This window comes from Agromyces sp. NBRC 114283 (assembly GCF_030268405.1).
Classification (GTDB): Bacteria; Actinomycetota; Actinomycetes; order Actinomycetales; family Microbacteriaceae; genus Agromyces; species Agromyces mediolanus.
The window spans coordinates 1,655,616-1,668,098 of record NZ_BSQP01000001.1 but is presented as its reverse complement, the minus strand read 5'-3'; the positions used below and the strand labels follow the sequence as shown (position 1 = coordinate 1,668,098).

Here is a 12,483-nt window from a genome sequence, read left to right as displayed (position 1 = left end):
TGGCACGAGAGTCAATAGTAGCGGATGCCGGGCGCTCCCGATGACCACTGCAGGAACGCGGCGGCGGCGCCGCGGGTCCGCCCGCCGCACCGCCACCGAGACGTCAGTCCCGCAGGGCTCGCCCGATCAGCACTTCGGATCGCTCGCCGGCACCGTGCCGTCGATGAAGTACTGCTCGACGGCGTCGTTCACGCAGGAGTTCGACTTGTTGTACGCCGTGTGCCCCTCGCCCTCGTAGCTCACGAGCACACCGGAGTCGAGCTGATCGGCGAGCGAGACGGCCCACTCGTAGGGGGTCGCCGGGTCGCCGGTCGTGCCGATGACGAGGATCGGGTCGGCCCCCTCGGCGTGGATCTGCGCGCGCGTCGCATCGCCCTGCACCGGCCACAGCTCGCAGCCGCCGCCCGTGTCGTAGCCCCAGAACGGACCGATGACGGGCGCCGCCGCGGTGATCTCCGCCGCTTCGGCCTGGAGGTCGCCCTCGCCGTCGCGGAGCGGGTAGTCGAGGCAATTGATGGCCCGGAACGCCTCGGTCGAGTTGTCGCTGTATGTGCCGTCGGGGTTGCGCCCGTAGTAGAAGTCGGCGAGCGTGAGCGCCATGTCGGCGTCGCCGAGCATGACCGAGTCGAACATCTGCGAGAGGTACGTCCACGAGTCGGGGCTGTACAGCGCCGCGATGATCGCGGTGAGGTAGGTGTCGGCCCCGACCATCCGGCCGTCGCTACCGCGCAGCGGGCTGGCGTCGAGCGACGCCGCGAGCGCGCCGACCTCGGCCATGCCTGCGTCGACGTCGCCCGAGAACGGGCAGTCGGCCGAGCTCTGGCAGTCGGCCATGTACGCGCGCAGCGCCTGCTCGAAGCCGATGGCCTGCGCCTTCGAGACCTCGAACTCGCTGGCCGCGGGGTCGATCGCGCCGTCGAGCACGAGTCGGCCGACCTTGTCGGGGTAGAGCCCGGCGAACGTCGCACCGAGGAAGGTGCCGTAGGAGTAGCCGAGGTAGTTCAGCTTCGTGTCGCCGAGAACGGCCCGCAGCAGGTCGAGGTCGCGGGCCGCGCTCACCGTGTCGACGTACCCCAGCAGCTCGCCCGTGTTCTGGGCGCAGGCGGCGCCGAAGTCCTCGAAGTTCTTCGCGGACGCCGCGATCCACTCGGCGCTCCCCCGCTGGCCGGGCGGGATGGTGAACAGCGCCTCGTCCATGCCTGCCGCGTCGTAGCAGACCACCGAGCTCGACTGGCCGACGCCGCGGGGGTCGAAGCCCACGACGTCGAAGCGCTCCTGCAACGGCTGGCCGACGGCGAAGTCGAGCGAGTCGGAGACGAGGTCGACGCCCGACGCTCCCGGGCCGCCGGGGTTCACGAGCAGCGAGCCGATGCGCTCGCCCGTGGCACGGTGCCGGACGAGCGCGAGCTCGACCTCGCCCGCCGCCGGGTCGTCCCAGTCGAGCGGCGCCTTCGCGGTCGAGCACTCGAGCTTCTCGCCGCAGCCCTTCCACTCGAGGATCTGCGAGTAGAACGGCTGCAGTTCGGCCGAGACCTGCTCGCCCGTCGGGGTCGAAGTGGCCGCGGGCTTCGGGAAGAGGCCGCCGAGGTCGGGGAAGCAGCCGCTCAGCAGCAGCGCCACCGCGGCGACGAGGCCGACGGCCCCGATGCGTCTGCGAGCGCGAACGCCCCCCGTCGTGCCGGTGCGGATCATGCGGCCCCCCGTTCGGTCCCTGGTCGTCTGATGGCGCTCACGAGCATCGCCTCGAGCGCGAGCGCCGGTGCGACGTTGCCCTCGATGCGGGTGCGTGCGAGCTGGATGGCGTCGAGCGTCGCGAGCGTGCGCGCCGGCGTGGCGGCCGCGGCGGCGGCACCGAGTTCGGCCTCGATCTCGCGGTTCACGAGCGGCACTCTCGCGTCGAGCTGCAGCAGCAGCACGTCGCGGTAGAGCGAGGCGAGATCGACGAGGATGCGATCGATGCCGTCGCGGAGGCTTCGCGTGGCCCGTCGCTTCTGCTCGTCCTCGAGCGCTTTGATCTGCGAGCGCAGCGCGGGCGGAATGGCCTGCCCCGGCGCGAGCCCGAGCGAGCGCAGCGCGTGCTCGCGCTCCTCCTGGTCGCGCAGCTCGGTGATGGCCTTCGCATCGTCACCGGCGATCTCGAGGAGTCGCGACGCCGTCATCACCGCTGTCGCGGCGGAGCGCACGCCGAGGGCGAGCCGGAGCGTCTCGGCGCGACGACTGCGGGCCTCCTCGTTCGTGGCGAGCCGGTGCGCCATGCCGATGTGGCTCTGCGCCTCGCGGGCGGCGCGCTCGGCGAGGCCCGGCTCGACTCCGTCGCGGCGCACGAGCAGCTCGGCGACGTCGGCGATGCTCGGCACCTGCAGGCGCACGGAACGCACGCGCGATCGGATCGTCGGGATGAGGTCCGCCTCGCTCGGGGCGCAGAGGATCCACACGGTGCGCTCCGGCGGCTCCTCGAGCTCCTTCAGGAGCACGTTGGAGGTCTGCTCGGTCATGCGATCGGCGTCCTCGACGACAATCACCCGGTGGCGGCCGACGGAGGGCGCGTAGTGCGAGCGCTTCACGATGTCGCGGACGTCGGCGACCTTGATGATGACGCCCTCGGTCGTGAGCACGTGCAGGTCGGGGTGGCTGCGCGCCTCGACCTGGATGCGGGTCGGCTCGTCACCGTCGGCGTCGCCCGCGATGAGCGCCGTCGCGAAGGCATAGGCGAGGTTGGAACGCCCCGAACCCGGCGGGCCGGTGATGAGCCAGGAGTGCGTCATGCTGCGCGCGTCCGGAGCGGTCGAGACGTCACCCTCGCCGGCTGCACCGGCGCGGACGGTCGAGGCCGAGGCGGCCGCGCGGAACACGGCGATCGCGGCATCCTGCCCCGTCAGTTCGCTCCACACGCTCACCCTGCCACGCTACCCTCCACCGCCGACGCGACCCGAGGCATCCGCTCGCCCGTCCGAGCCATCTAGAGCAGCGGTTCGATCCGCGTGCGCAGTTCGGCGGCGATCTGCTCGGCAGGCTGCGCAGCATCGACGACGACGACCCGCTCCGGCTCGGCCTCCGCGATCGCGAGGTACGCCTCCCGCACGCGTCGGTGGAACTCGGATGCCTCGGCCTCGAGCCGGTCGTAGCGGGTGCGCGAGGCGTCGAGGCGACCGCGGGCGGCCTCGGGGTCGAGATCGAGCAGCACGGTGAGGTCGGGGGCAAGGTCCTCGGTGGCCCACTCCGAGAGGGCGCGGACCTCGCGGCTGTCGAGCACGCGGCCGGCGCCCTGGTACGCGACCGAGGAGTCGATGTATCGGTCCTGCAGCACCACCGCGCCGCGTTCGAGCGCCGGTCGGACGAGGGTCGCGACGTGGTGGGCCCGGTCGGCCGCGTAGAGCAGCGCCTCCGCGCGAGGGCTGATGTCGCCGCGGTGGTGCAGCACGATCTCGCGCACCTCGACGCCCACCTCGGTGCCGCCGGGCTCACGGGTGCGGACGACCTCGCGACCGAGGCCGTCGAGCCACTCCCGGAGCAGCTCGGCCTGCGTGGTCTTGCCTGAGCCGTCGCCGCCCTCGAGGGTGATGAACAGGCCCCGGCTCACGCCTGGCTCTTCTTCGAGGTGCCGGTCTTCTTGGCCGCCGCCGGCTTCTTCGGAGCCGCCTTCTTCGTCGTCGTCGCCCGCTTGGCCTTCGGCTTCGCCGGTCCCTTCTCGCGCTTCAGCTGCAGCAGCTCGACCGCACGCTCGAAGGTGATGTCCTCGACCGACTCGGCACGCGGGATGGTGGCGTTCGTCTCGCCGTCCGTGACGTACGGCCCGAAGCGGCCGTCCTTCACCTTGATCGGCTTGCCGCTCACCGGATCGGCGTCGAACTCCTTCAGCGCGCTCGACGCCCGGCGGGCGCCGTACTTCGGCTGCGCGAGCAGCTCGAGCGCGCCGGCCAGGTCGAGGTCGAAGATCGCGTCCTCGCTCGGCAGCGTGCGCGTCTCGGCGCCCTTCTTCAAGTACGGGCCGTAGCGGCCGTTCTGGGCCGTGATCTCTTCGCCCGACTCGGGGTCGAGGCCGACCACGCGGGGCAGCTCGAGCAGCCGGATCGCCGTGTCGAGGTCGACCTCGGCCGGATCCATCGACTTGAACAGCGAGGCGGTGCGCGGCTTCACGGCCGCAGCCTTCTTCGCGCCGCGCTTCGGCTTCGCCTCGACGACCTCACCGGTGGCCTGGTCGACGGTCGCCTCCGCGGCCTCGGGCTCCGGCTCGAGCTCGGTGACGTACGGGCCGAATCGGCCGTCCTTCACGACGATCTGCTTGCCGTTCGCAGGGTTCTGCCCGAGCACCCGGTCGCTCTGCACCGGCGCGTCGATGAGCTCGCGCGCCTTCTCGATCGTGAGTTCGTCGGGGGCGAGCTCGGGCGGCAGGTTGACCCGGCGCGGGGTCGCGTCGGGGGCGGCACCCTCCTCGACGACCTCGAGGTAGGGGCCGTACTTGCCGATGCGCAGCGTCACGTCCGGCGCGATCGCCATCGAGTTGATCTCGCGGGCGTCGATCTCGCCGAGGTTGTCGACGACCTGGCGGAGTCCGCGGTGCCGCTCGCTGCCGAAGTAGAACTCGTTCAGCCAGTCGACCCGGTCGGCCTCGCCGGCAGCGATGCGGTCGAGGTCGTCCTCCATCTCGGCGGTGAAGTCGTACTCGACGAGGTCGCCGAAGTGCTCTTCGAGCAGCCGCACGACGGAGAAGGCGGTCCAGCTCGGCACGAGCGCCTGACCCCGCTGGGTCACGTAGCCGCGGTCGAGGATCGTCGAGATGATCGACACGAAGGTCGAGGGACGGCCGATGCCGAGCTCCTCGAGGCGCTTCGTGAGGCTCGCCTCCGTGTATCGCGGCGGCGGGCTGGTCTCGTGGCCCTTGGCCTCGAGCTCGGCGAGCTCGACGCTCTGCCCTTCGGCGAGCTGCGGGAGCTTGGCGTCGCCGGAGTCGTCGGCGTTGCGCTCCTCGTCTCGCCCCTCTTCATAGGCGGCGAGGAAGCCGCGGAAGGTGATCACGGTGCCGCTCGCGGTGAACTCCGCGGTCGTGCCGCCGACCGGGGCGGTCGGCTCGGCGGGCGCCGCAGCGGATGCCGCGGTCGGCCCGACCTCGATGGTGACGGTCGCGGTGTGCCCCTTGGCGTCGGCCATCTGGGAGGCGACGGTGCGCTTCCAGATGAGATCGTAGAGGTCGAACTCCCGGCCGCGCAGCGAACCCTGGAGCGAGGACGGCGTGCGGAAGACCTCGCCGGACGGCCGGATCGCCTCGTGCGCCTCCTGCGCGTTCTTCGACTTGCCGGCGTAGACGCGGGGCTTGTCGGGCAGCGAGTCGGCGCCGTAGAGCTTCGTCGCCTGCGCCCGAGCAGCGGCGATCGCCTGCTGCGACAGCGAGTTCGAGTCGGTGCGCATATAGGTGATGTAGCCGTTCTCGTAGAGCGACTGCGCCACGCGCATCGTGTCCTTCGCAGACAGGCGGAGCTTGCGGGCCGCCTCCTGCTGCAGGGTGGAGGTGGTGAACGGTGCGGCCGGGCGGCGCGAGTACGGCTTCGACTCGACCTTGGCGACGCGGCGGGCGACGGTGTCGTCCCGGAGGGCGGCGGCGAGCGCGGTCGCGGTGGGCTCGTCGAGCACCACCGCGGAGGAGGTGAGCTTGCCGTCGTCGTTGAAGTCGCGGCCGGTGGCGATCCGCTTGCCGCCGACGCGGACGAGCTTGGCCGCGAAGGCGCTGCCCGGGGCGTCGGTCGCGAAGGTGCCGACGAGATCCCAGTAGCCTGCGGCGACGAACGCGAGGCGCTCCCGCTCGCGGTCGACCACGAGGCGGGTCGCCGCCGACTGCACGCGGCCGGCGGACAGGCCGGGGCCGACCTTGCGCCAGAGCACCGGCGAGACCTCGTAGCCGTAGAGGCGGTCGAGGATGCGTCGCGTCTCCTGCGCGTCGACGAGCGAGGTGTCGAGCTCGCGGGTGTTGTCCTTCGCCGCGAGGATCGCGTCCTTCGTGATCTCGTGGAAGACCATGCGGCGCACGGGCACCTTCGGCTTCAGCTCCTGCAGCAGGTGCCAGGCGATCGCCTCGCCCTCGCGGTCTTCATCGGTGGCGAGCAGGAGCTCGTCAGCCCCCTTCAGCGCGCGCTTCAGTTCGGCGACGGTCTTCTTCTTCGCGTCGGACACGACGTAATACGGCTCGAAGCCGTTGTCGACGTCGACCGAGAACTTGCCGAGCGGGCCCTTCTTGAGCTCCGGCGGGAGGTTCTTCGGCTCGACCAGGTCGCGGATGTGCCCGACGGACGACAGCACCTCGTAGCCGTCGCCGAGATACGCGGCGATCGACTTCATCTTGGTCGGCGACTCGACGATCACCAACTTCTTGCCTGACACCAGACTCCTCTATTGCTTCGAGACGAGAGTGCAGCGGAACGCCGCGCCCCCGAGCGGTGTGCTGTCCGTCGACGCCGAGCGCCGACAGCCACACGATACACACCCTGGCCGGGAGCGCACCTCCGCCACGGTGGCGTATCCACCCCTTGCGGTTCGACACGGGCGGAGGAGAATGACCGCATGGACACGTCATCCTCGGGCTCGTACACCGCCAAGCTGATCGACGGGCCACTCGAAGGCAAGACCGTCGCGACCGCGTTCCTCGACAGCGGTGACCCCCGCCCGCGCATCGAGCTGAACGCGGATGCCGGCAAGCGCTACGTCTACGCCCGCGGCGCCGGCCTCGAGTTCGACGGGCCGGGCGATGCCCGCCCGACCGCGGTCGACTACCGTTTCATCGAGACCGTCTTCGACTGAGGCCGCTCGGTCGGCGACGCGCTCCGACGGAACGGGAGGCGGGCCGGCTCGCGCCGAAGCGGCGACCCCGCCGAGCGGCAGGCCGATCTCGACGCGCACCCGAGCGACGAGGCCGTCGGCGTCGCAGCCCGTGAGCGTCGCCCCGTTGCGGCGGGCGAGCTCGGCGGCGAGTTCGCACGGCACCCCGGCGACCGCCCCGCTCAGCGCGTCGGCCGCGGCGAGCGCGGCCGCATCGGCGGCATGCGCGGCGCGCTGGCGTTCGACGTGCACGCCGAGCAGCGGCAGCGCGGCGAGCGCAGTGGCGGCGCACGCGCCGACGACGCCGACTGCGAGCACGGAGCCGGACATCAGCGGCCACCGGCGAGCGCGCAGGAGGACGCTCGCAGTTCGATCGCGGCGAGCAGCCCTGCGGCGGGCGCGCTGAGCGTGACGCACACGAAGGTGCCGTCGTTCGTGGAGCCGACCCTCACGGCGGCCCCGGACACCCGGGCGGTGATCGCGGCGGCGGCCGACTCCGATTCGCCGCGCCCGAGCGCGCGGGCGGCGTCGGCGGCGCCGTCGCTCAGGCGCACCTGCTGCGCGGCGAGCAGCACGGCGGCGAGGCAGATCGCGAGGACGGCCGCGACCGCGGGCAGCGCGACCGCAAGTTCCGCGGTCACGCTGCCCCGCTCGCGCCGCGCCTCAGCCGACGCTGAGCGCATTCCGCACGAGTTCGGTGAGGATGCCGCGCACCTCGTCTCCGCGCAGGATGACGACGAGGAGCCCGGCGAAGCCGACCGCCGCCATCGTGGCCACCGCGTACTCCGCGGTCGCGGCGCCCCGCTCGCCGGCGAGCCGTCGCCGGAGCCCACCCGGGCGATGCCACTCGGCGGGCACGGCCGGCGCGGCGACCTCGGCCGTGGTCACCTCCTCCGTCGTTGCGCTCCCCTGCGGACGCGTTCGATGATCCATGTGATCCCTCTCTTCTTGTCTGGCCGCCGCGGCGGCCTGCGGTGGCACGAGCAGAACGGTCATCCGGTGACCGAGAAGGTGCCGGAGACGACCGAGATGACGAGCGGCGCGACGCCGAGCAGGACGAAGGCCGGGAGGACGCAGACCCCGAGCGGGATCATCAGCCGCACCCCGAGCGCCGCGGCCCGGGAAAGCCCCTCGGCGCGCGCCGCGCGACGCACCCGGAACGCCTCGGCCCGCAGCAGTTCGGCGACCGGAGCGCCTGCGGCGGCGGCGAGCCCAACGATCCGGTCGATCTCGACCGCATCGCGAACGCCGCCGGGGTCGGCGAGGGCGGCCTCGACGAGGGCCCGCCCCCGGTCGAGCGAGACCCCGCCCGTCAATGCGATCGCCAGTAGGTCGTACTCGAGTCCGGCATCCGCGGAACCCTGCGAGGCCCGGGCGGCGAGCGCCCGATTCCACCGGCGTCCGGCCCAGAGCAGCCCCAGCCCGGCGAGCAGGCAGCCGAGGCCGAGCGGCGAGCCGAGCAGCACGGCGAGGGTGTCGAAGCCGAGCACGAGCCCGAATCCGATCGCAATGACGGGGAGCCAGGCCACGAGGCGCGCGCTCGCATTCGGCCCCGCGAGCGCGGTGCGCACCTCCCGCCGCAGCTGACCCTCGTCGCGCAACGCGGCGGCGAGCTCGCGCAGGCTGGCTGCCAGCGGCGCGCCGCACGCCGCGGCGATCTCCCACGCTGCGGCGAGCGCTCGCCACGCCCCGCTCTCGTCGCCGCTTCGCAGCGCTTCGTGCACCGGGAGCCCCTCGCGTGCGGCGGCTGCGGCAGCGGCGACCGGATCCGCCGGCGCCGCGGTGCGAGCCTCGTCGCCCGCGCTCGTCTGTTCACCCGCGCCCGACTCGGAGACCGGCGCGAGGTGCGTCCAGGCCGCCGCAACACCGACGCCGGCGGAGAGCAGGGTCGCCAGCTGCTCCGCGACGGCCGCGGCCTGCTCGATCGTCGCCTCCTCATGCCCACCGCGCGGGCGACGGTGCACCCGGAATCGGCGCCGAGCGCCGGCTCGCGTCCCGTGCAGTGCGTCTGCGCTCACCGGTGCGCCTCCACGCCGAGCCGATCGTGCTCGAGCACGAGTCGTCCCATCGAGGCGAGCCTGCGCACCCCGCCGCGCCGCTCCAGGTGCAGCACGAGGTCGAAGGCGCTGACCGCCTGCCGAGCGAGGGCGTCGACCGGGAGCCCGGCCGATGCGCCGAGCGCCTCGAGCCGGGCGGGGACGTCGGCGAGCGAATTCGCGTGCATCGTGCCGGCGCCGCCGTCGTGTCCGGTGTTCAGTGCCGAGAGGAGTTCGCGCAGCTCCGCCCCTCGGCATTCGCCCACGACGAGCCGGTCGGGCCGCATACGCAGCGCCTCGCGGACGAGCGCGTCGAGCCCGATGCGGCCAGCCCCCTCGAGGTTCGGCTGCCGAGATTCGAGCGACACGACGTGCGGATGCGCGATGACCGCCTCGCCGACGTCTTCGATGAGGACGATGCGCTCGTGCGGCGGCGCGGCGCCGAGCAGCGCGGCGAGCAGCGTCGTCTTGCCGGTGCCGCCGGCACCGGCGATGAGCAGATTCTCGCGCTCGGCGACGGCGTGCAGCACTCGCGCCAGTTGCACGTCGTCGAGCATGCCGAGCCGCGCGAGGCCGCGGAGCGAGTGACCGGCGGCGCGCGGGATGCGCACCGACAGCAGCGTGCCGGCCGTCGAGATCGGCGGAAGGACGGCGTGCACGCGGATGCCCGAGCCGAGCCGGACGTCGACCGCCGGGCTCGCCTCGTCGAGGTGCCGCCCGCCGCGGGCGACGAGCCGGATCGCGAGCGCTCGGACCCCGGCCTCGTCGGCGACCCACGCCGGTTCGTGGACCGCACCGGCGCCGCGGTCGATCCAGAGCCCGCGCTCGCCGTTCACGAAGAGGTCGGTGACGTCGGGCGCGCTCGCGAACGGCGCGAGTTCGCCGAGGAGCTCGAGCTCGAGCGCGCGCGGGACGGGCGCGATGCCGTCGGGCGCGATGCCGTCGGGCGCGGCAGCATGCGCGGAATGCGGCGAGTCCGGCGCGCGAAACGCTCCGTCGGGCGACGCCCCCGCGGGATGCGCTCCGCCGGCCCGCCGCGATCGCTCCGGCGGCGCGACGGCCTCTGCGGGAACGTCGGGGAGCCACGACGGGGTGGCGACGAAGGGAACAGGCATGCCGGCGAGCGTACGGAGCAGCACACCGCCTCGGGGAGGGCAGCCGCCGCCTCGGGGAGAGCGCCCCTCCCCCACGCCGTTGTGGAGGAGGACCGCCGTTCCTGAGCGAGCCGGCGATTCGCGTCCGGCACCGTGAGCGCTCACGCCCGGCACCGCTTAAAAGAAGGGGGCGGCACCCATTGGGGGGAACAGGTGCCGCCTCGGCAGCGTACCGATTGGGGGGAATGCGGCACGCTGCAGGCCTCGAAACGAGTGTTCGGGCGGTACCCAGTGTAGGGGTTCTCGATTCATGCGCAAGTACTTTTTGTCCTCATTTGTGCGGACAGACAGAATTCTCTGCGCGAACGCTCAGAGAGTTGTAGATGACCCGAGCGCGGCCGGCCGAATGTCGCCGACCGACACAGTGTACGACGGCCTTCCGGGCTGGCGGTAGGGTGCTGGGTGGGGCAGGCGAACCCATCCGATCCATGCACATCGCGAAGGAGCGACCGAGAACCATGACCGCACAGATCGATCACGCGCTCGAGGAGATCCGGCGTTTCCGCCCGAGCCCCGAGTTCGCCGCCCAGGCCGTCGCCGACGAGAGCCTCTACCGCCGCGCCGCGGAGGACCGACTGGGCTTCTGGGCCGAGCAGGCCCGCGAGCTCATCCAGTGGGAGACCCCCTTCACAGAGGTCCTCGACTGGACGAACCCGCCGTTCGCCCGCTGGTTCGGGGACGGCCGGCTCAACGTCGCCGCCAACTGCCTCGACCGCCACGTCGACGCCGGCTACGGCGACCGCGTCGCCATCCACTGGGAGGGCGAGCCCGGCGACAGCCGCAGCCTCACCTACGCGCAGCTGACCGACGAGGTCAAGCGCGCGGCGAACGTGCTCGCGGGGCTCGGCATCGGCCAGGGCGATCGCGTCGCCATCTACCTGCCGATGATCCCCGAGGCCGTCGTGGCGATGCTCGCCGTCGCGCGCCTCGGCGCCATCCACTCCGTCGTCTTCGGCGGCTTCAGCGCCGACAGCCTCGCCTCCCGCATCGACGACGCGGAGGCGAAGCTGGTCATCACCGCCGACGGCGGCTACCGCAAGGGCAAGGTGTTCCCGCTGAAGCCCGTCGTCGACGACGCGCTCGACCGCGCCACCGGCGGCAGCGTCCAGAACGTCCTCGTCGTCCAGCGCGGCGGCAACGAGGTCGGCTGGACCGAGGGCCGCGACCAGTGGTGGCACGACACGGTCGCGACGGCGTCCGCCGAGCACACGGCCGAGGCCTTCGACGCCGAGAATCCGCTGTTCATCCTCTACACCTCGGGAACGACCGGCAAGCCCAAGGGCATCCTGCACACCTCGGGCGGCTACCTCACTCAGGCGGCGTTCACCCACAAGAACGTCTTCGACCTGCATCCAGAGACCGACGTCTACTGGTGCACCGCCGACGTCGGCTGGATCACCGGCCACTCCTACGTCGTCTACGGCCCGCTCGCGAACGGCGCCACCCAGGTGCTCTACGAGGGCACCCCGGACAGCCCGCACCCGGGCCGCTGGTGGGAGATCGTCGAGAAGTACCGCGTCTCGATCCTCTACACCGCGCCGACCGCCATCCGCTCCTTCATGAAGCTCGGCCGGCAGATCCCGCACGAGTTCAACCTGCGCTCGCTGCGCGTACTCGGTTCGGTGGGCGAGCCGATCAACCCCGAGGCGTGGATCTGGTACCGCCACGTCATCGGGGGCGGCTCGATCCCCGTGGTCGACACCTGGTGGCAGACCGAGACGGGCGCCATCATGATCTCCGCGCTCCCCGGCGTGACCGACCTGAAGCCCGGCAGCGCGCAGGTGCCGGTGCCCGGCATCTCCGTCGACATCCTCGACGACGACGGCAAGCCCGTCGGCGGCGAGGACGGCGGCCTGCTCGTCATCACCGAGCCGTGGCCCTCGATGCTCCGCGGCATCTGGGGCGACCCGGAGCGGTTCAAGGAGACCTACTGGGAGAAGTTCGGCGACAAGTACTTCGCCGGCGACGGCGCCCGCCGCGACGAGGACGGCGACATCTGGCTGCTCGGCCGCGTCGACGACGTCATGAACGTCTCCGGCCACCGGCTGTCGACGGCCGAGATCGAGTCCTCGCTCGTCGCGCACCCGTGGACCGCCGAGGCCGCCGTCGTCGGCGCCGCCGACGAGACGACCGGGCAGGCCGTCGTGGCGTTCGTCATCCTCAAGGCCAGCCAGGCCGACCGGGTGACCGACGTGGCCGAGGCCTCGGAAGAGCTGCGCCGGCACGTCGCCACCCAGATCGGCGCGATCGCCCGCCCGCGTCAGGTCTTCATCGTGAACGAGCTGCCGAAGACCCGCTCGGGCAAGATCATGCGCCGCCTGCTGCGCGACCTCGCGGAGGGTCGCCAGGTCGGCGACACCACGACGCTCGCCGACACCTCGGTGATGACGGCGATCACCGAGCAGGTGCGCTGAGCCTCGGCTCAGCTCGGTTCAGAACGACGGATGCCCCGGCGGGAAGCTTCCCGCCGGGGCATCCGCGTACCC

10 protein-coding genes and 1 pseudogene are annotated in these 12,483 nt (G+C 72.4%); 2 read left to right on the top strand and 9 right to left on the bottom strand.

Translation table 11 applies throughout. The annotated features are described in order from the left end of the window. Window positions 1–126: 126 nt before the first annotated feature. The 4 genes from QSJ60_RS08100 to topA form a co-directional block, all read right to left on the bottom strand. Window positions 127–1,692, bottom strand: a complete 1,566-nt coding sequence (locus QSJ60_RS08100; protein ID WP_285463246.1) for an alpha/beta hydrolase — start codon at window positions 1,690–1,692, stop codon at window positions 127–129. Next, on the bottom strand, window positions 1,689–2,897 hold the full coding sequence (locus QSJ60_RS08095; RefSeq protein WP_285463245.1) for a DNA polymerase III subunit delta': 1,209 nt from the start codon (window positions 2,895–2,897) through the stop codon (window positions 1,689–1,691). The genes QSJ60_RS08100 and QSJ60_RS08095 overlap by 4 nt, the downstream gene beginning before the upstream one ends. A gap of 62 nt (window positions 2,898–2,959) precedes the next feature. Continuing rightward, the gene (gene tmk, locus QSJ60_RS08090) at window positions 2,960–3,580 is read right to left on the bottom strand and encodes a dTMP kinase (protein ID WP_285463244.1); all 621 of its coding nucleotides are present in this window, start codon (window positions 3,578–3,580) and stop codon (window positions 2,960–2,962) included. Further along, entirely contained in the window at window positions 3,577–6,375 is a 2,799-nt protein-coding gene (topA, locus tag QSJ60_RS08085) for a type I DNA topoisomerase (RefSeq protein ID WP_230767731.1), read from the bottom strand. Before topA ends, tmk begins: the two co-directional genes overlap by 4 nt. A 177-nt stretch (window positions 6,376–6,552) precedes the next feature. Between topA and QSJ60_RS08080 the strand changes: the two genes are divergently transcribed. Beyond that, on the top strand, window positions 6,553–6,789 hold the full coding sequence (locus QSJ60_RS08080) for a hypothetical protein (protein WP_230767642.1): 237 nt from the start codon (window positions 6,553–6,555) through the stop codon (window positions 6,787–6,789). Between the two features lie 51 nt (window positions 6,790–6,840). Here the strand turns inward: QSJ60_RS08080 and QSJ60_RS08075 are convergent. The 5 genes and pseudogenes from QSJ60_RS08075 to QSJ60_RS08055 form a co-directional block, all read right to left on the bottom strand. Then, window positions 6,841–7,137: pseudogene (locus QSJ60_RS08075) on the bottom strand (Rv3654c family TadE-like protein); the annotation flags it as partial. Further along, window positions 7,137–7,448 carry a TadE family type IV pilus minor pilin gene (locus tag QSJ60_RS08070; RefSeq protein ID WP_285463243.1) on the bottom strand — a complete coding sequence of 104 codons (312 nt, stop codon included), beginning with the start codon at window positions 7,446–7,448 and terminating at the stop codon, window positions 7,137–7,139. The pseudogene QSJ60_RS08075 and the gene QSJ60_RS08070, both read right to left, overlap by 1 nt. Window positions 7,449–7,470: 22 nt before the next feature. After that, window positions 7,471–7,665, bottom strand: coding sequence for a DUF4244 domain-containing protein (locus tag QSJ60_RS08065; RefSeq protein ID WP_285465278.1), 195 nt, complete (start codon window positions 7,663–7,665; stop codon window positions 7,471–7,473). Between the two features lie 134 nt (window positions 7,666–7,799). Beyond that, window positions 7,800–8,825, bottom strand: coding sequence for a type II secretion system F family protein (locus QSJ60_RS08060; RefSeq protein ID WP_285463242.1), 1,026 nt, complete (start codon window positions 8,823–8,825; stop codon window positions 7,800–7,802). After that, window positions 8,822–9,958 carry a TadA family conjugal transfer-associated ATPase gene (locus tag QSJ60_RS08055; RefSeq protein WP_285463241.1) on the bottom strand — a complete coding sequence of 379 codons (1,137 nt, stop codon included), beginning with the start codon at window positions 9,956–9,958 and terminating at the stop codon, window positions 8,822–8,824. The genes QSJ60_RS08060 and QSJ60_RS08055 overlap by 4 nt, the downstream gene beginning before the upstream one ends. A 497-nt stretch (window positions 9,959–10,455) precedes the next feature. On the opposite strand from QSJ60_RS08055, the gene acs reads away from it, so the two are divergent. Further along, window positions 10,456–12,411, top strand: a complete 1,956-nt coding sequence (acs, locus tag QSJ60_RS08050) for an acetate--CoA ligase (protein ID WP_285463240.1) — start codon at window positions 10,456–10,458, stop codon at window positions 12,409–12,411. The last annotated feature ends 72 nt before the right edge of the window (window positions 12,412–12,483 follow it).

Excerpts from the sequence above, each read along its gene's own strand:
- QSJ60_RS08100 (WP_285463246.1), bottom strand. The coding sequence starts at position 1,692 with ATGATCCGCACCGGCACGACGGGGGGCGTTCGCGCTCGCAGACGCATC.
- QSJ60_RS08080 (WP_230767642.1), top strand. The coding sequence starts at position 6,553 with ATGGACACGTCATCCTCGGGCTCGTACACCGCCAAGCTGATCGACGGG.
- QSJ60_RS08055 (WP_285463241.1), bottom strand. The coding sequence starts at position 9,958 with ATGCCTGTTCCCTTCGTCGCCACCCCGTCGTGGCTCCCCGACGTTCCC.
- acs (WP_285463240.1), top strand. The coding sequence starts at position 10,456 with ATGACCGCACAGATCGATCACGCGCTCGAGGAGATCCGGCGTTTCCGC.